This window comes from Lentzea sp. NPDC055074, from assembly GCF_053608005.1.
In genome coordinates, this window is sequence record NZ_JBSGUQ010000007.1 from 254,382 (window position 1) to 273,371 (window position 18,990).

15 protein-coding genes are annotated in these 18,990 nt (G+C 70.8%); 11 read left to right on the forward strand and 4 right to left on the reverse strand.

Annotated elements, in window-relative coordinates; all coding sequences use genetic code 11:
* The first annotated feature begins 160 nt into the window (after positions 1-160).
* From ACWF7A_RS19145 to ACWF7A_RS19185, 9 genes are all read left to right on the forward strand, one after another.
* Positions 161-466, forward strand: a complete 306-nt coding sequence (locus tag ACWF7A_RS19145; RefSeq protein WP_452251777.1) for a chorismate mutase family protein — start codon at positions 161-163, stop codon at positions 464-466.
* 34 nt (positions 467-500) lie between these two features.
* Positions 501-2,537 (forward strand): aminodeoxychorismate synthase component I, encoded by a 2,037-nt coding sequence (pabB, locus tag ACWF7A_RS19150; RefSeq protein WP_452251778.1) that lies wholly within the window; start codon positions 501-503, stop codon positions 2,535-2,537.
* Positions 2,534-3,430, forward strand: coding sequence for a prephenate dehydrogenase/arogenate dehydrogenase family protein (locus tag ACWF7A_RS19155; protein WP_452251779.1), 897 nt, complete (start codon positions 2,534-2,536; stop codon positions 3,428-3,430). The genes pabB and ACWF7A_RS19155 overlap by 4 nt, the downstream gene beginning before the upstream one ends.
* Entirely contained in the window at positions 3,427-5,103 is a 1,677-nt protein-coding gene (locus ACWF7A_RS19160) for a class I adenylate-forming enzyme family protein (RefSeq protein ID WP_452251780.1), read from the forward strand. Before ACWF7A_RS19155 ends, ACWF7A_RS19160 begins: the two co-directional genes overlap by 4 nt.
* A 99-nt stretch (positions 5,104-5,202) precedes the next feature.
* On the forward strand, positions 5,203-6,261 hold the full coding sequence (gene aroF, locus ACWF7A_RS19165; RefSeq protein ID WP_452251781.1) for a 3-deoxy-7-phosphoheptulonate synthase: 1,059 nt from the start codon (positions 5,203-5,205) through the stop codon (positions 6,259-6,261).
* 79 nt (positions 6,262-6,340) lie between these two features.
* A complete protein-coding gene (locus ACWF7A_RS19170) occupies positions 6,341-8,317 on the forward strand; it encodes an FAD/NAD(P)-binding protein (protein WP_452251782.1) in 1,977 nt (658 codons plus the stop codon).
* Positions 8,318-8,512: 195 nt separating this feature from the next.
* Positions 8,513-9,937 (forward strand): class-II fumarase/aspartase family protein, encoded by a 1,425-nt coding sequence (locus ACWF7A_RS19175; protein WP_452251783.1) that lies wholly within the window; start codon positions 8,513-8,515, stop codon positions 9,935-9,937.
* A 9-nt stretch (positions 9,938-9,946) separates the two neighbouring features.
* Positions 9,947-10,744, forward strand: coding sequence for an isocitrate lyase/PEP mutase family protein (locus ACWF7A_RS19180; RefSeq protein ID WP_452251784.1), 798 nt, complete (start codon positions 9,947-9,949; stop codon positions 10,742-10,744).
* A 145-nt stretch (positions 10,745-10,889) separates the two neighbouring features.
* Positions 10,890-11,099, forward strand: coding sequence for a hypothetical protein (locus tag ACWF7A_RS19185; RefSeq protein WP_452251785.1), 210 nt, complete (start codon positions 10,890-10,892; stop codon positions 11,097-11,099).
* Positions 11,100-11,238: 139 nt separating this feature from the next.
* Here ACWF7A_RS19185 and ACWF7A_RS19190 read toward each other — a convergent pair whose 3' ends face one another.
* The 4 genes from ACWF7A_RS19190 to ACWF7A_RS19205 form a co-directional block, all read right to left on the reverse strand.
* Positions 11,239-12,531: an MFS transporter gene (locus tag ACWF7A_RS19190; protein WP_452251786.1), complete on the reverse strand. Its 1,293-nt coding sequence runs from the start codon at positions 12,529-12,531 to the stop codon at positions 11,239-11,241.
* 95 nt (positions 12,532-12,626) lie between these two features.
* Entirely contained in the window at positions 12,627-13,046 is a 420-nt protein-coding gene (locus ACWF7A_RS19195) for a cupin domain-containing protein (RefSeq protein ID WP_452251787.1), read from the reverse strand.
* 49 nt (positions 13,047-13,095) lie between these two features.
* A complete protein-coding gene (locus ACWF7A_RS19200) occupies positions 13,096-14,811 on the reverse strand; it encodes an AMP-binding protein (protein WP_452251788.1) in 1,716 nt (571 codons plus the stop codon).
* 14 nt (positions 14,812-14,825) lie between these two features.
* Positions 14,826-16,751: an FAD/NAD(P)-binding protein gene (locus ACWF7A_RS19205; protein ID WP_452251789.1), complete on the reverse strand. Its 1,926-nt coding sequence runs from the start codon at positions 16,749-16,751 to the stop codon at positions 14,826-14,828.
* Between the two features lie 365 nt (positions 16,752-17,116).
* On the opposite strand from ACWF7A_RS19205, the gene ACWF7A_RS19210 reads away from it, so the two are divergent.
* Both ACWF7A_RS19210 and ACWF7A_RS19215 read left to right on the forward strand, forming a co-directional pair.
* Positions 17,117-18,256: a sensor domain-containing diguanylate cyclase gene (locus tag ACWF7A_RS19210; RefSeq protein ID WP_452251790.1), complete on the forward strand. Its 1,140-nt coding sequence runs from the start codon at positions 17,117-17,119 to the stop codon at positions 18,254-18,256.
* Between the two features lie 80 nt (positions 18,257-18,336).
* Entirely contained in the window at positions 18,337-18,927 is a 591-nt protein-coding gene (locus ACWF7A_RS19215) for a lipocalin family protein (protein ID WP_452251791.1), read from the forward strand.
* Positions 18,928-18,990 lie beyond the last annotated feature (63 nt).

Below are 18,990 nucleotides of genomic sequence, written 5' to 3' on the forward strand. Positions count from 1 at the left end.
GAGGCCTCCGGACGCACGAGCCGGAGGCCTCGTCGCACACCCAAGCCGGCGGCCCCCTGGACGTACGAGCCAGGGGCGCCGCATGCCCCTACTTCACCCCGCCGACGAGGCCTCCGGACGCACGAGCCGGGGGCCTCGTCGCACGTTCGGAGGTTCCGACATGACCGCTCCGACCACGGTCCCCGTCACGAACGACGCCCTGGAAGCCCTGCGCGCCAAGCTCGACGCGATCGACGTCGTGCTGCTCGACACGCTGCGCCGGCGCATCGGGGTGTGTGTGGACATCGCGGTGCACAAGCGCGAACACGACGTGCCGATGATGCAGCCGCACCGGATAGGCATCGTCCAGCGCCGCGCGGCCGACTACGGCCTCGAGCACGGCGTCGACCTGGACTTCCTGCGCAACCTCTACGACCTGATCATCGCTGAGACCTGCCGCGTGGAGGACGAGGTCATCGGCGCCTGAGCCACCGCGAGAGCTGCGAAAGGGCGGCCCCACCATGCGCACGCTTCTGATCGACAACTACGACTCCTTCACCTACAACCTCTTCCAGCTGCTCGGCGAGGTCAACGGCGTGGCACCCACCGTGGTCCGCAACGACGTCGACTGGTCGTCGATCGACGTGAGCGAGTTCGACGCGGTCGTCATCTCCCCCGGTCCGGGCAGCCCGGACGTCGCGACCGACTTCGGGGTGAGCGCCAAGGCGATCCTCGAGAGCGGACTGCCCGTGCTCGGCGTCTGCCTCGGCCACCAGGGCATCTGCCACCTCTTCGGCGGCACGGTCGGGCTGGCGCCGGCACCGGTGCACGGGCGGGTGTTCCCGGTCGAGCACACCGGCGTGGACGTCTTCGCCGGACTGCCCTCGCCGTACAACGTCGTGCGCTACCACTCGCTGGCCGCGACCACGCTGCCCGACTGCCTGGAGCCGATCGCCTGGACCGACGGCATCATCATGGGCGTCCGGCACCGCAGCCTGCCGATCTGGGGCGTGCAGTTCCACCCGGAGTCCATCAGCAGCGAGTACGGCCGCGAGCTCCTCGCCAACTTCCGGGACCTCGCCCTGTCCCGCAAGCGCGGTTACCAGGTGCACGTGCGCAAGGTCGCGGCGCTGCCGGACACGGAAGCGTTGTTCCGCAAGCTCTTCGCCGGTGGCAGGCACCCGTTCTGGCTCGACAGCAGCTCCGTGATCGACGGTCTGTCGCGGTTCTCCTACCTGGGTGACGCGTCTGGACCGCTCGCCGAGTACCTGAGCTACCGGATCTCCGAGAACACCGTCACCGTCGAGAAGAACGGCACCACCAGCCGGATCGAGTCGCCCTTCTTCGCCTACCTGGAAGAGCAGCTCGCCCAGCGCGCCATCCCGACACCGGAAGGCGTGCCGTTCGACTTCAACCTCGGCTACGTCGGCTATCTCGGCTACGAGCTCAAGGCAGAGTCGGGCGCGCGGACGGTGAACGAGGCCGAGGAACCGGACGCCGCGATGGTGTTCGCGGACCGGCTGGTCGCGGTCGACCACGTCGCGGGCGAGACGTACCTGCTCGCGCTGAGCCTCGACGGCGCCGACGCCGACGCCCTGGCCTGGCTCTCGGTCATGGGCGACCAGGTCGCCGCCACGTCGAGGGCAGGCAAGACGGCCGCCAGGACGACGCAGTGGTCCGACATGAACTCGCCGGCGGTGCGCAAGGTCGCCGTGCTGCGGCACGACCACGACGCCTACCTCAAGCGCATCAACGAGTGCTTCCACGAGATCGACCACGGCGAGTCGTACGAGGTCTGCCTCACCAACGAGGTGAGCATGGACGTGCGGATCGACCCGCTCACCACCTACACGCACCTGCGCGGCATCAGTCCCGTGCCGTACGGCGCGTTCCTCGACTTCCCCGGTGTCTCGGTCATGAGCGCCTCGCCGGAGAGGTTCCTGTCGATCGGCGTGGACCGCGTCGCCGAGGCCAAGCCGATCAAGGGCACGCGGCCGCGCGGCGCGACGCCCGAGGAGGACGAGGCGCTCAAGGCCGACCTGTTCTCCAACGAGAAGGACCAGGCCGAGAACCTGATGATCGTCGACCTGATCCGCAACGACCTCAACGTGGTGTCGGAGATCGGCTCGGTGCACGTGCCGAAGCTGTTCGACGTGGAGACCTACGCCCCGGTCCACCAGCTGGTGTCGACGATCCGCGGCACGCTGCGGCCCGAGCAGTCGTCGGTGGCCTGCGTGCGCGCGGCGTTCCCCGGCGGCTCGATGACCGGTGCGCCGAAGCTGCGCACGATGGAGATCATCGACCGGCTGGAGGACGGCCCGCGCGGCGTCTACTCCGGCGCGATCGGCTGGTTCGGCCTGAGCGGTGCGGTGGACCTCAACATCGTCATCCGCACGCTCGTGGCGACCGAGTCCGGCGTCCGGTTCGGCGTCGGCGGCGCGATCATCGCGCTGTCGGACGCCGAGGAGGAGTTCGCGGAGACCGCGGTGAAGTCCCGCGCCATGGTCACCGCGGTCGTCGACACCGCCCTCGAGACCGCGCTCGGGGACGTGGCATGAGAGCCCGCTGCGTCGTCGCCGGCGGTGCCGGCGCGGTGGGCACGTTGTTCGTCGAGCTGCTGGTCGCGGCGGGTGCCGAGGTGCACGTCGCGGACAGCGGGTCCGGAGCGGACATCACCGATCCGGACCCGCTGCTGACCGCCGAGCTCGCCATGGCCGACGTCGTGGTGCTCGCGGTGCCGGAAACCGTTGCGCTGCGGGCGCTGGGACCGGTCACGGCGGTGCTGTCGGCCGGTGCGCTGGTCGTCGACACGTTGTCGGTCAAGAGCCGTTACGCCGCAGCGGCGGCCACCACGCGGTCCGATGTGGAGCTTCTCGGGCTCAACCCGATGTTCGCTCCCTCACTGGGTTTCCCGGGAAGACCGGTGGCCGCCGTGGAGCTCAACGGCGGCCCGCGCACCGAGGAGCTGCTGGACCTGCTGACCGGCGCGGGTGCGCGCGTCGTCCGCGTGACGGCCGACCGGCACGACCGGCTGGCCGCGGCGACCCAGGCGCTCACCCACGCCGCCGTCCTGTCGTTCGGGGCGGCGCTGGCCGAGCTCGACGTCACCGTCGACGAGCTCGCCGCGCTCGCCCCTCCCCCGCACGCGACCCTGCTGGCACTGCTGGCGCGGATCGCGGGCGGCACTCCCGAGGTCTACTGGGACGTCCAGTCGGCGAACCCGTTCGCCGAGACCGCCCGCGACGCACTGCGCGCGGGCACATCCGCCCTAGCCGCCGCGGTCGGCGCGGGCGAGACCGAGTTCACCGATCTTCTGTCGGCTCTGCGTTCCGTGCTGGGCGATCGTCTGCCCGGTTACGGCGCCTCCTGCGCGCGGATGTTCCAGGCGCAGCAGCACGAAGCCGGCCAGAGCGAAGTACCTGTCATCACCGCGAGAGGGGATTCTTCATGACCAAGTTCGCACCCACCGTCCTGACCGTCGAACAGCGCGCGGCCGTCGCAGCCGATCCCACGATCGGCGGCGGCAACCTGCTGGCGTCCGCCATCGCCGCGAGCCCGGCTCCGGACCAGCCGTTCCTCCGCACGCTGAGGCCGCTCCTGAATACCGAGGGCGAGGCCCAGAACGAGTTCAGCCTGCTGCAACTGGACGAGCTCGTGCAGAGCTGGGCGGTCTGGTACTACGACACGAAGGGTGTCCGCCCGCGCGACCGCGTGGTCGTGTGGATCGAGGACACCTTCGCCTACCACGTCCACTTCTACGCACTGGCCCAGATCGGCGCCATCGCGGTGCTGATCAACACCAAGGCCTCCAAGGAGATCGCCGAGTCGCTGACCGGTCAGACGACCCCGGTCGGCATCTTCGCCGGACAGTCCCGGATGGACATGCTGGCGGACTTCGCGGCGACGCTGCCGTCCGTCCAGTGGAAGCAGGTGGCGGAGGAGCAGCCCTTCCCGCCGAAGGCCGAGCTGACGACGGAGATGAAGTTCCGCCACAACGACGAAGACCCGGTCACGGTCCTGCACTCGTCGGGCACCACCGGCCTGCCCAAGCCGACCATCCACACCCACGGCTCCATCGTCGCGGGCCCGAAGTTCCGGCTGGTCGACTTCAAGGAACAGCCGGGCTCGATGACCATGACCAGCCTGCCCCAGTCGCACCTGGGCTGCATCGCCTACACCGTGTACGCGGTGCTGTCGGGCTCGCAGACCACAGCGGGATTCGACCGCCCCGGCGAGGAACTGGCCGAGGCGGTGGCCGAGTACAGGCCGACCACGGTCATGTCGTTCGCCCACGCGTACTCCGAGATCCCCGCGCTGGACCTGGCGCCGGGAGCACTGGACTCGGTGAACGTGTGGGTGTCCATCGGTGACGCGGTGCACGAGGCGCACATCAAGGACATCCTCGGCCGGCGCAGCCCGGACCTGCCGCAGTCGGCGTTCTTCGACCGGCTCGGCACCACGGAGCTCGGCTGGGGCGTGCTGCTCAAGATCCGCACGCTCGACACCGAGCGCAACGACCGATGTGCGGGCAAACCGGTCGGGGTCGCCGAAGTGACGATCCTGCGTCCCGACGGCACGTTCGCCGACGACAACGAGGTCGGCCTGCTCGCCGCCAAGGGCCCGGCCATCACGCCGGGCTACTGGGACAACCACGGCCTCAACTACAGCAGCCGCCTGTCGGGCTACTGGCTCACCGGCGACAACGGCTACCGCGACTCCAACGGCGACCACTTCCTGGTGGACCGGACGGTCGACGCGCTGGTCACCCCCGAGCGCACCGGTTACTCGGTGTTCATGGAGGAGATCCTGCTCGCCGACGTGCCCGACGTCGTGGACTGCGCGGTCGTCGCCGGCCGGGCCGACGGCGTCGTGGTCCCGGTCGCGGTGGTCGTGCCCCAGCCGGGCACCGACCCGGACCCGGACAAGATGCTGAGGTTCGCCAACGAGGAGCTCGCCCGCGCGGGACACCTCACGCTCGGCGCGCTCGAACTGGCCCGCACCGACGAGGACTTCCCCGTCGGCGTCACCGGCAAGGTGCTCAAGCGGAACCTCCGCGAGAAGTACGCCGACCTGCCCGCCTACACCACGTCCGCAGACCCCCGGTCCTTCGCCGTGACGGCCTGACCGGCCCGGTCGCATCCCCTACTCGTGCCCCGCGGTGGTCCACTGCCGCGGGGCACGAGTGTCCACACCAGACTTTCTTCCGCGCCCAGGAGGTTCACCGTGTCCAGTCAGTCGATCCTGTCCTTCGCCCCCGGCACCCCGGCTTCCCGTCTCAACGAGTGGCTGCAGTTCTTCGACACCAACGGCACCACCGCCGTCCAGCAGTTCCTCGGCGACACGCCCGTCATCCTCGCCCACGGTCCGGGCGTCGATACCAGGGCACCCGAGACGTTCACCGCACCGGTCGCGAAGGTCGCGGTGACGGGCGACTTCCGGCTGGGCCGCAGGGAGCTGCGCCCTCAGGGCACGATCGTGCGCATCGGCGACGCGGCCGTCGGCGACGGTTCGCTCAACGTGTTCGCCGGTCCCTGCGCGGTGGAGAACGAGCAGCAGCTGCTCGCCTGCGCCGACGTCGCGGCCAACTACGGGTCGGTCGGGCTGCGCGGCGGCGCGTTCAAGCCCCGCACGTCCCCGTACTCCTTCCAGGGCCTCAAGTGGGCCGGCCTCGAGCTGCTCGCCGGAGCCCGTCAGCACACCGGTCTGCCGATCCTCACCGAGGTGCTCGACCCCCGCCACGTCGAACGGGTCGCGGAGATCGCCGACGGCCTGCAGATCGGCGCGCGCAACATGCAGAACTTCGAGCTGCTGACCGAGGTCGGCAAGTCCGGCCGCCCGGTCGTGCTCAAGCGCGGCTTCGGCTGCACCGTCGACGAGACGCTGGCGGCCGCGGAGTACGTGCTGGCACAGGGCAACGACCAGGTCATCCTGTGCGAGCGCGGCATCAGGACGTTCGAGCACGCCACCAGGTTCACGCTCGACATCTCGGCGGTGGCGCTGATGAAGCAGCGCTCGCACCTGCCCGTGATGGTCGACCCGAGCCACTCCGTCGGCATCCCGGCGCTCGTCGAGCCCGTCTCGATGGCCGCGGCGGCCGCCGGCGCGGACGCCCTGCTGATCGACGTGCACGTCGCGCCGGAGCAGGCGCTGTGCGACGGCAAGCAGGCGCTGCTGCCGTCCGACTTCGGCGCTCTCATGGGCAAGCTCGAGCTCCTCGCGATGGGTCTCGGCCGCAAGATGGCGGGTGTCATGCGCCCCGTTCTCGCCGACAGCGAGCGCTGATCTCTTCCTTACCAACCCTTTTCCGACCGACTCCCCCACCGCGAGGGGCCGAGTGTGGTCGTGCCCACTGGAGGACACCGTGACGCACATCTGCATCATCGGCGCGGGGCCACGCGGGTTATCGGTGCTGGAGCGCCTGCACTCGACGGCCGCGGCGCAGAACCCACCCCAGTCGATCACCGTCCACGTCGTGGACCCGAACCTGCACAGCGGCAGCGCGGTGTGGCGCATCGACCAGTCACGCGAGCTGTTGATGAACACCGTCGCAGCCCAGATCACCATGTTCGCCGACGAGACCGTCACCTGTGCGGGGCCGATCGTGCCGGGACCGAGCCTGCACGAGTGGGCGCGGTTCGCCGAACACCTCGGCAAGGAGGACGCGCTGCCGGACTGGGTGCGCGCCGAGTGCCGGGACCTCGGCGCCGACTCCTACCCCACCCGCGCGCTGTACGGCCACTACCTGCGGTGGGTGCTGCGGCACCTGCTGCGGACGGCCTCCGCGAACCTGACCATCACCCTGCACACCGTGACCGCTGTCAACCTGACCGACGCCGAGGACGGCACGCAGGTCGTCGAGCTCGGCGACGGCACCGTCCTCGAAGGACTCGACTCGGTGGTCCTCACCCAGGGCCACCTGCCGACCATGATGTCCGAGACGGAGCTCGAGCTCGCCGAGCACGCGGCCCGCAACGGGCTGAACTACGTCGCTCCCGGCAACCCCGCGAACGCCGACCTGTCGTTCGTCCAGCCCGGCGACGAGATCGCGTTGCGCGGCATGGGCCTCAACTTCTTCGACCACATGGCCCTGCTGACCACGGGACGTGGCGGCCGGTTCGCCCGCTCCGACGACGGATCGCTCACCTACCACCCGTCCGGCGCGGAACCGGTGCTGATCGCGGGCTCCCGCCGCGGTGTCCCGTACACCGCCCGCGGCGAGAACCAGAAGGGAGCCTTCGGCCGGCACGAACCGCTCTTCCTGACCCCGTGGGTGATCCGCACCCTGCGCCGGCGCGCCGAACGGGGCCGTCCCGCCGACTTCCGCACGGAGATCTGGCCGCTGATCGACCGCGAGGTCCGTTCGGTGTACTACACGGCACTGGTCGCCCAGCGCTCGTGCTCCTGCGAGTCGGAGGTGTTCTCCCGCCGGTACCGCGCGGTGTGCGAGGAGGAGTTCGCGAACACCCCCATCGGTGAGCCCTTCGACCAGCCGAGGTCGGATGCGGAGAACATGCTCCTCGACCGCTTCGGCATCGCGGAGGCCGACCGCTGGGACTGGAACGCCATCTCCAAGCCGTACGGCGACCTGGAGTTCGAAGACGCCGACGCGTACCGCGCCTGGCTCGTGTCGTACCTGAAGGACGACGTGCGGGAAGCGTTGCGCGGCAACGTGCAGAGCCCCGTCAAGTCCGCTTTGGACGCCATGCGGGACCTGCGCAACGAGATTCGCCAGATCGTCGACCACTCCGGGATCAGCGGCGACTCGTACCGGGACGACCTGCAGAAGTGGTACACGCCGTTCAACGCCTTCGTGTCCATCGGCCCGCCCGTGCGGCGGATCGAGGAGATGATCGCGCTGATCGAGGCGGGCGTGCTGCGCGTGATGGGACCGGGCATGGAGGTCCGTCCGGCTCCCGACGGGTCCGCCTTCCTCGTGAGCTCGTCCCAGGTGCCGGGAGAGCCGGTCCAGGTGACCACGCTGATCGAGGCGAGGCTGCCGGAACCGGACATCCGCACCACCACGGACCCGCTGCTGGGCGGACTGCTCGCGCGAGGCGAGTGCGTGCTGCACCGCATCCCCCTCTCCGGTGGAGGCCACTACGAGACCGGCGGCCTCGCCGTCGGACCGCGCCCGTACCCCGTGCTCGGTCCCGGCAGGGTGCCGCACCCCCGGCGGTTCGCCTTCGGCGTGCCCACCGAGACGGTGCACTGGGTGACGGCGGCGGGCATTCGTCCCGGCGTCAACTCGGTGATCCTCGCCGACGCCGACGCGGTCGCCCAGGCGTGCGTCGCGGTGGCCGTGGCGGTGCCGCGGTCGTCGCTCATCGCCGGCTTCTAGCGGTGTGGCTCGCAACGTCGCCGGTGGGATTCGCACTCCGACTGCCGTGAGGCGTCCTGTCGAGCGCGGATCACGCCGCCGGCGTTGCGTGACGCACCACCGGTTCGCCCGATCCCGCGGGGCGCCGCACCTCCCCCGGCGGCGCCCCGCTCCCTTCTGCCCAGACCCCAACCCCCTTCCAGCCAGGAGTCCGTCATGCCCGACAGCGCTTCCCGTGACAGCGCTTCCCTCGACAGCGGGCTCCTCGCCCCCGTGCGCGCGGGCGTCGTGGCCGCGTCGCTGACCGACGACACCGCGTGGTTGCGCGCCATGCTCGACGCCGAGGCCGCCCTGGTGCGTGCCCAGGCGGCGCTCGGCGTGGCACCGCGCCACGCGGCCGACGTCATCACGAAGGTCGCCGGCACCGCCGAGTTCGACGTCGTCGCCCTCGCCAGGGCGGCACGCGGTGCCGCGAACCCCGTGGTGGCCGTGGTGAGCGCGCTCGGCGCGGCCGTGGCGGAGGTCGACCCGGCTGCCGCGCAGTACGTGCACCGGGGCTCCACGAGCCAGGACATCCTGGACACCGCCGCCATGCTCGTGGTGGCGCGCACCAACGCCGAGATCCTCGAAGACCTCAGGCGGGTGGAGACCGCCGCGCTGCGGCTCGCCGCGGCCCACCGCGACACGCTGATGGCCGGTCGCACTCTCGGCGCGCACGCCGTCCCCATCACGTTCGGCCTCAAGGCCGCGGGCTGGGCGGCGGCCGTGCACGACGCCGCGAAGCGGGTGAGCAGGGTGACGCTCCCGATCCAGCTCGGCGGCGCGGCGGGCACCCTCGCCGGCTACCTGGAGAGCGCGAAGGCCGAGTCGGGTGGCGAGGTCGCCGAGGACTACGCGCGCCGGCTCGGCGAGGAGTTCGCCAAGCAGACGGGACTGTCGGCGCCGTTGCTCCCCTGGCACACCAACAGGATCCCCATCGCCGAGACCGGCTTCGCCGCGGCACTCGTCACCGGTGTGCTCGGCAAGATCGCCGTGGACGTCCAGGTGCTGTCGCGCACCGAGATCGGCGAGGTCGCCGAACCCTTCGCGGAAGGCCGCGGAGTCTCGTCCGCCATGCCGCACAAGCGGAACCCGGCGCTGGCCACCCTCATCCGGGCGGCGGCCACGCAGACACCGGGCCTGGTCGCGACCCTGGCGTCGTGCCTGCCCGCGGAGGACGAGCGCCCCGCCGGCGCCTGGCACGCCGAATGGCACCCGCTGCGCGAGCTGCTCCGGCTCAGCGCGGGCGCCGCCGAGACCGCCGTCGAGCTCGTCGAAGGTCTCACCGTGGACGCCGAACGGATGCGCGACAACCTCGGCCTCACGCACGGCCTGATCGTCTCGGAGCGCCTGTCCGCCACCCTGGTGCCCCGGCTCGGCCGCACCGAGGCGGCCACGGCGATCCGCGCCGCGTCCCTCACCGCCCATCAGACGAGGACGCCACTGCACGACGTCCTCGCCGCGGACCCCGCGGTGACCGCGCACCTGACCGCGACCGAGCTCGCCGACCTCACCCGTCCCAGCGGCTACCTCGGTGCGGCGCAGGGCTTGGTCGACGAGACCCTGGCCGCTCTCGCGTGGCCCCGCACCGACACCGAATGAGGCGATGACGTGAACCAGAAGGCAACGACGTTCCGGAGCCTGCACGACGACGGCCTGCTGATCCTGCCCAACGCGTGGGACGCCGCCAGTGCCGCACTCGTCGTGCGGGCTGGGGCGAAAGCGGTCGCGACGACCAGCGCCGGCGTGGCGTGGTCGCTCGGCCGCCGCGACGGCCAGGGACTCAGCCGCGCGGAGGCGATCGGCGCCGTCGCCAGGATCGCGGCCGCGGTCGACGTACCGGTGACCGCCGACGTCGAGGGCGGCTACGACGACCTGGCCGCCACCGTCAGCGAGGTGATCGGAGCCGGCGCGGTCGGCGTCAACATCGAGGACTCGAAGGGCGACGGCACCCTGTTCCCCGTCGCCGAGCAGGTGGACCGCCTGCTCGAGGCCCGTGCCGCGGCGGTCTCGGCTGGCCTGCCGGAACTGGTGGTCAACGCCCGCGTCGACGTGCACCTGCTCGGGATCGGGGCACCGGAGGGACGGCTCGACGAGGTCCTGGCCCGTGCCGCCGCGTACGCGGACGCCGGCGCGGACTGCCTCTACGTCATCGGGCTGAGCGACCTCGAGGCGATCCGGCACATCGCCGAGGCGTCCCGGCTGCCGCTCAACGTGCTGGCCTTTCCCGGCGCCCCCACCGCGGCCGAGTTCGAGGCGGCGGGGGTGCGCAGGCTCAGCGTCGGCCCGCTCGTCGCCCAGGCCGCGTACGCCGTCGCCGAACGGGCCGCCGCGGAGCTCCTGTCCAAGGGCACCTGCGCCGAGCTGGAAGGGGGTGTCGACTACGGCACGCTGAACGCCCTTTTCTGAGCGGAAAAGACCCGTCTCTCCCTCTATCGACTCGCTATCGAACCACCCTGCACAGACCGACAGAGCACCGATCGAGGACCGATGGAGCCGGTGGCTGAACTGGTGTCAGCCAGGGGGAACGCCCCCGAAAACACCGGAGGTAAAGATGTTCGCCAGCCGCAAGTCCGCCGCCTCGACGCTGGTCTCGCTCATCATCGCCACGCTCGCCATCCTCGGAATCGCGAGTGGCACCGCCTCCGCGGCCGACACGCACTGGAACACCCCGGCGACCACCACCGAGGGCCCCGGCAACTGCCCGGAGGACACCCACTGGAGCACCGACCTCCTGGTCTGCGTCGAGGACACCCACTGGTGAACCTGCACCACCGCGAACCCCCTGACGAACCCCCGTCCTGAAGTCTCAGGACGGGGGTTTTTCGTGTTTCACGCCCCTGGGCCGAACAGCCGCAACGGCCGGGAAGCATCTGCTTCCCGGCCGTTGCGGCTCAGCGAGGTCAGCCGACCGGCTGCTCCTTCGGCATCATCAGCGCGGAGGCGACCGCCGGCACCGCGCCCACGACCAGCATCACCACCGGCCACGACGACACCGACAGCACGATCGGGATGATCAGCGGGGTGACGAACGCGCCGCCGAACACCATCGTGTTCTCCAGTCCGAGCGCGGTACCCGACCGCTCGGCGCCGGCCATCGTGGCGATCTCGGCGTAGTGCACGCCGTGCCAGCCGCAGGCGAGGAACCCGGCGATGACGAAGAGCGCGATCACCAGCCAGGTCGGCGCGAACGAGTAGCCCGCCACACCGACGAACGCGGCGGCGATCGCCCAGCTGTACCCGCGCACGAGGGTCCGGCGGTACCGGCCTCCCCGGTTGTCGGTCCACCGGCCGCTCCACACCCGCGAGGCGGCGGCGAGGACCTGGACCACCACGAGCGCCACCACGACGCCCTCGATCGGCAGGCCGATCTCCGAGGTGAGGAACACCGTGCCGAAGGTGAGGACGGTGAACTGCGGGAGGTCGAGCAGGAACGCGGTGATCGCGACGCGCCAGATGTCCCAGCGCCGCAACGGGCTGATGGTCGTCGTCGCCGCGATGCCGCCGGACGCCTTGGTGCGCGCGATGGGCGGCTCGTCCAGCCACAGCACGACCGCGACGGTCGCCGCGAGCATGAACACCGTCAGGAACGCGAACACCCACCGGAAGCCGGCGCCGAGCGCGAGCGCGGGCAGGATGGCGGCACCGAGAGCGCCGCCCAGCGGCACGGCGGCGACCCTCAGGCTGATGGCGAAGCCCCGCTTGTTGGCCGGGAACCAGCCCATGACCGCGCGGCCGGACGCGCCGTTGACACACCCGCCGAGCGCACCGGACAGGAACAGCACGGCGGCCAGCGCCCACGCCGCGGGAGCCGTGCTCCCTCCGGGAACCAGGAACGCGGTGACGTAGGCGAGGGTGGCGGTCGTGCCGCCGAGGCCGACGATCAGCACGGTGCGCTCACCGATGCGGTCGGAGAGGATGCCCCAGAACACGTCGGTGACGAAGATGCCCGCCGTCACGGCCGCGAGCACGAGCCCCAACTGGGACAGGGAGTAACCGTAGGCGGTGGCGAGGATGGAACCCGAGGTCGGGATGCCCTGGAACGCGGCGCTGAACGCCGCCTGGGCGAAGATCCCGATGCCGAGGATGCCCCAGCGGTAGCGGGAGGAGTGCCTCTTTCCGGTGCGCCCGATGACGATGTCGTCGGACTGCGGGGGCTGGGTGGTCTGTGGTCGGTCCTGCGTCTGCTGGGACATCGGATGTTCTCCTGGGTCGTTGCACGAGGTCGCCGGTCGTGAGGACACGGGCGTGGTGCGGTGGGGCCGGAGCCCGGCCCCACCGCGAAGGGGACCTACTCGGCCGCGGCGCTCGCGGCGACGGTGGCGTTCACCTCGTCGTCGGTGAGCCGCCGGGTGCCCTTCTCCCGCACCACGAGCGCGTAGCACCCGGACGGCGACGACACCTGGTGCACGCTCTCCGGCTTCTCGATGAACATCGTCCCCGCCGGGTAGCGGTCGCCGTTGTCGTTGTGCAGCTCGCCTTCGAGGATCAGCAGCAGCTCGAAACCGAGGTGCTCGTGCAGGTCGCCGTGCGAACCGGGCTTGAAGTGGGCGATGTAGGCCTCGGCACCGGTGGGGCCGGTCTCCGCCGCGGTGTAGAGCCATTCCACGTCCACCTCGTTGCGCCCCGGCTGGACGTACTCCTCCCACTTGATCTGGCCGTTGTGCAGGCCGCCGGTGAAGAGGGACGAGTAGATCTTGATGTCGCGCATGGCGGTTCTCTCCTCGGTGTCGTGGTGCGGGTGGTGGAACTGATGTCTCTCAGCCGATTCCGGGAGCCGCGGGCAGCGCGGTCTCCAGCAGTTCGGCTGCCAGGTACTCGGTCGTGCCGGGGAACTCGGTCCCCGCGGCCCGCTCGACGTCGCGGGCCCGCAGCTCGTTTCGGCGGATCTTCCCGGACGTGGTCTTCGGCAGCGTCGTGAACTCCAGGCGCCGAACCCACTGGTGCGGAGCCAGGTTCGCGCTGGCGTGGCTGAGGATCCGCCGCGCGGTGTCGGCGTCGGGCAGCTCGCCCGCCGCGAGCGCGACGTAGGCCTTCGGCACCACCAGACCCACGGGGTCGGGAGCGGGTACCACCGCGGCCTCCGCCACGGCGTCGTGCTCGAGGAGCACGCTCTCCAGCTCGAACGGTGAGATCCGGTGGTCGTAGGACTTGAACATGTCGTCCGTGCGTCCCAGGTAGTGCAGGTAGCCGTCTTCGTCGCGGTGCGCGATGTCACCGGTGTGGTAGTAACCGCCGGCGAACGTCTTGGCGTTCTTCTCGTCGTCGTCGACGTAGCCGGGCATCACGCCCAGCGGCCGCGGCGTGAGGCTGACGCAGACCTCGCCGTCGTCGCCCGCCGCGCCCGTGGCCGGGTCGACGAGCACGATGTCGTAGCCGGGCAACGGTTTTCCCATCGATCCCGGCCGGACCGGCAGCGTGGGGCTGTTGCCGATCTGCGCCGTCGTCTCGGTCTGCCCGTACCCGTCCCGCACGGTCACGCCCCAGGCCGCACGGACCTGGTCGATCACCTCGGGGTTGAGCGGCTCACCGACGCTTCCCGCCTCCCGCAACGACACTGGCCACCGGCGCAGGTCCTCCTGGATGAGCATCCGCCACACGGTCGGCGGCGCGCAGAACGTCGTCACGCCGTGCCGGACCATGCGGTCCAGCAGGTCGTTGCCGTTGGGGGTGGTCACGCTCAGCACCGACGCCTCGGCGTTGAGGGGCACGAAGAACGAGCTCCACGCGTGTTTCGCCCAGCCGGGAGCGGAGACGTTGAGGTGGACGTCCCCCGGGCGGACACCGTTCCAGTACATGCCGGACAGGTGCCCCACCGGATAGCTGACGTGGGTGTGCCGCACCAGCTTCGGGCGCGAGGTCGTGCCCGAGGTGAAGTACAGGAACAACGTCTCGTCGGCACGGGTGGGCGCGTCGGGGGTGAAGCCGGCCGGCGCCGACCGCAGGTCGTCGAGGGCGAGCCAGCCGGGTACCCGTCCGGCGCAGATCCTCGTGACGTGGCCGGGCAACCAGTCGAATCCCCCGGTCAGCTCCGGCGTCGTGAGCACGTGCCGCACGCCGGCCCGTTCGACGCGGTCGACCAGGTCGGCGCCGGACACGGTGGTGAAGGTCGGGACGACGACGATGCCCAGCTTCATCGCGGCCAGCTGCGACTCCCACACGGCGAGCTGGTTGTCGAGCATCATGAGCAGTCGGTCGCCGCGGCGCACACCGGCGGCGCGCAGGCCGTTGGCGAGACGGTCGGACCGTTCCGAGAGCTCCGCGTAGGAGACCTTCTCCTCGGACCGGCCGCCCACGACGTGCAGCGCCGTGCGGTCGTTTCCCCTTGCCACGGCGTCGAACCAGTCGAGCGCCCAGTTGAACTCGTCGAACTCCGGCCACCTGAACTCGGCGTGGGCGCGGTCGTGGTCGTCGCGGAGCTCCAGCAGCAGGTTCCGGGCGGCGCGAAACTTCTCGGTGGCTGTTCTCGGTGACATGACAGGTCTTCCCCTCAGATCGCGGCGGCCGGGTGCGCGACGGCCGATGCTCTCGGCGTCCGGGCGGCGGCGCGGTGGCGCAGGACGTCCTCGGCGATGCCGTCGGCGTCGGTGTGGAAGCCGGTCATCGGACCGGGCCTGCCGGTGCCGATCTGCGTGAACCACCGCGTGTTCTCGGTGGGCACGCCCAGCGCGTACAGGTCGGGGTCCGGGTTGCCGAGCACGTCGATGACGTGGAACGGGCGCCGGGTGACCGCGACGCTGCCGGCGCGGAACCGCACACCGCTCGACAGGTCGGTGTTGACCATCTCGGTGATCAGCCCGTCGGCCACCAGGCCCGCGATGAGCGAGTCGGTGTTGGACGACAGGGTCGACCGCGGGATGCGCGCGTCGATCAACGTGGAGACCTCGCGCCGCGATCCGGCGACGCAGGAGGACTCCAGCACGAAGGTGCCGCTCGAGTGATCCGCCCTGACGGACGTTCCCGGCCCGACCACCGTCAGCAGCCCGGCGCGGATCACCGCGGCCGCCTGGTCCACTCGGATCCAGGGCGGACCTGCGGACACCATGGTGTTGATGGGGTTGAACCACGTCACGAACTCGCGGTGCGACTCGGGTCGCAGCCCGGCGAAGTCGACGGCCTGCCGCACCATCCCGCGGGTGTCGCGCAGGATGTCCAGCGACGCCTTGAGCGGGTTGTCGACGTTGCCCTCACGAGCCTCGGCGACGTCCTGCCGCAACAGCTCCAGCAGCTCGTCGTGGAAGGCGTCCGGGCTGTCGAACTCCCTGTCGACGAACGGGCGTGCGATCTGTTCGAGGTCCAGTGGCGGCACGTCCTCGAGGTCCCACGCCGCCAGCAGTTCCTCGCGGTCGTCGGACGCCAGGTGACCGGCCGCGAACCACTGCGCCGCCTCGTCCCCGTGCCTGCGCCGGACGTGCGCGGTGTAGTAGACGTGCTCGATCTCCAGGCGCAGCAACGACAACACGTCCCGCACGAAGTCGAGCTGCGCGGAGCCGGTGATCCGCTGGGCGCCGCGCCGGGCACGCATGATCGCGTCCTCGGTCACGAACTTGGCCTGGTAGCGGTAGGTCGGGGCCTTCTGGTTGCGGCCGCGCGCCAGCATCACCAGCCCGCTGCGGGAACCCGCGACCAGGTGCGGCTCCCGTCCGCTGGGCAGGTACTCGGTCTGCCCGTCGCGCTCGACGAACCTGCCGCCCCGCCCGATCGTCAGCTCCGCGAGCACGTCGAAGAAGGTCAGCCCGAGGCCGATCACCCCGACCTGTTCCCCCGGAGCGATCACGCCCAGCGGCATGTCGGCCGCGGAGTCCCCGCGCAGGTACGTCAGGCCGGTCCTGTGCCGGGCGAACGTGAGGAGCTCCTTCTCCCCGTCCTCCGGCCTGACCCGCGGGTGCCCGGTGGTCAGCACCACCTTGTCGGCGGTCACCACCGTGCCGCCGGACCCGGTCACCGTCGTCAGCCCGAACTCACGGGTGAGCGACACGGCCTTCTCCGCCACGTGCCGGATCGTCACGCCCTCGGGTGCGTTGGCGACGATCGCCTCGAACGCCATCCGGAGGTACTCGCCGTACACGGCCCGCGGCCCGTAGTCGTCGGGCCCGACACCGGACCAGCGCGGATGGGTCGAGAGCCAGTCCGAGAACGACGGCCCGGACCCCGCCCTGGCAGGACCGCCGTCGGGTCCGGAGGAGAACACGCTCACCTCACCGGCGGCCGTGTTCATCAGGAAGCACACCGACTGCGAGGTCCTCCAGATCCTCCCCGTACCGGCCTCGTCGGGGTCGAACAGGTGGACGCGCACCTCGCCGTCCCTGGGCGAGTCCGCCAGACGCGCGACCAGCCTCTCCAGCACGGAGAGTCCTCGCGGGCCCGCGCCGACGATCACCACGTCCAGGTCGGCTCGTGGAACGAAGTCAGTCATGGCTTTCCTTTCCAGGGGCCGACCTCTCCGCCGGAGGTGCGCGGCGGTCGGCCCTATCGACACGGGTCCGGCCCTGGTGACGCGGGAGGAGGTGACGAGGCGTCCCGTTCCGCTCTCTCCCGTGCACGTCGGGCTTTCTGTTGCCACGATGGGCATTCCGGCTGTCGACCCGCTATCGATCAGGTATGGGTCGCCGTCCACGGGTGTTCGGGGGTGGCCCGCGCGTCCATTAGCGCAGTTCTCAGCCAAAGACGAAGAACGTCACCCACACGAGTGGAATCTGACGCTGATGAGTGAGCAGGTGCCCCACCATCTCGTTGTCACAGAACGGACCCCAAGACCGGACTACGCGCAGGAGCACCCAGGTGGCTGGCTCGAACAGCGGGACGAGAGCAGGTCTGCTCACCAAGCGGACCCTCGTGATCGCGTCGCACGCGGTGGAACGAGCGGCCTTGGCGGGCCGCCGGGACGAACCGGCGATCGTCCTCGCGATGTTCCAGCGGTTGCCCTACTTCGAACGCGAGGCGGCGGTCTACCGCGACATCGGCGCACTGGCGTCCGCGACGATCGTGGGCATGGTGGCGGACACACGTCCGGACCTGCCGACCGGTGTCACGCCCGTGCTGCTGCACAGGGACGAGGACCTGGCCGACGAGTGGTCCGTCGTGGTGCTCACGCCCACCTTCGGCGCCTGCGTGGTCGCGACGGACCTCGACGAGATCGACTTCGAGGGCACCGCGGTCGAGGCGAGCCGGCTGTTCCGCGGGCGCTGGGGATTCCGGCGCGACGAGGCCTACGCCGAGGCCGTTCGCCTGCGGGACTCGCTGGGTCACCGGCTGCCGCCGCACGTGCGCACCACGTTCGACCGGGTGCTGGCGAGCATCGTCGCACCACCGTCCGGGGAGGTGGAGCGCCGCGCGGAGGCCGCCGTGCACCTCCTCACCTCCAGGCTCACCCGCTCCGGCCGCAGGGCGGAGCTCGCGGCCGCCCGGGCCGCGGACGAGCGGCGTGACGCCCGAGATCCGTGGACGGGCCTGCACACCGTGGACTCGGTGAACGCCTGGCTCGGTGACGCCGTCTCGGACACGGTGAAGCTGGGCATCGTGGTCATCGAGGTGCCCGGGCTGAGCGCGGTCGAGGACCTGCACGGCGCCAGCGCGGCCATCCACACCGAGAACAACGTCGCCGACGTGCTGCGTGCCGAGCTCAGGCCCATCGACCGCGCGGCACGGCTCAACGCCGAGGAGTTCCTGCTCGTGTTCCCCGGCGCCACGCCGGAGACCGCACGGGCCAGGGCGGATCGGGTGCTCGGCACGCTCAACGACCTGCACCGCGTCTACCCGCATCTTCCCGTCAGGGCACGGGTCCGCCTGCTCAACACCACGCAACGCCCGATCGACCTGCGCGCGCTGGCCACGCCCTCAGCGCCTGTCACACCAAGGCGATCGCACGTGCTCTCCGGCACCTTCAACGACGACGAGTGGGTGGCGGCCCTCACGTCCTGACCGCTCCCGCTCATCATGCACACCACCCGAGGCCGCAATAGCGTCGACGCAAGGCAGTTCTTCTCACGAGAGGGCAACCCATGCGGCTTCTTGTTGCGGTGATGGCGACTCTGCTCGGCGTCGCGGTGATGACCACGCCGGCCTCCGCCGCGGGACAGACCGAGGTCAGGCCGGTCCGCTCCGTCGACCTGGAGCGCTACCAGGGCCGCTGGGTGCAGCTGGCGGCCATCCCGCAGCCGTTCCAGGCCCAGTGCGCGCGCAACGACAACGCCACGTACACCTTGCTCCCGCAGGGGCAGGTCAAGGTGCTCAACTCCTGCACGCGCCAGGACGGGTCGACGTCCTCGATCGAGGGAAGGGCACGTCAGTCCGAACCCGGCTCCACCTCCAAGCTGGAGGTCTCCTTCGTCAACGTGGGCGGGGAGTGGAACTTCGACAGGCCTGGCACGTACTGGGTGATCGGCCTGGACTCCGACTACGCGTGGGCGGTGGTCGGTGCGCCGGACCGGAAGTCGGGCTTCGTGCTGGCACGCACTCCCCGTCCGTCCGGAAAGGACATCGCCGGCATCGTCAAGGCGCTGGTGCGCAACGGATACGACCCGTGCGACTTCCGCATCACCGCGCAGGACGGCGGCGCTCCCGACAGCGTCGAGGTGTGCGCCGCGCGCTGAAACAGTCGCATCCCGCCCGAAGCACTTCCCCCACGTCGACGAGGTGCGGACACCCGCACCTCG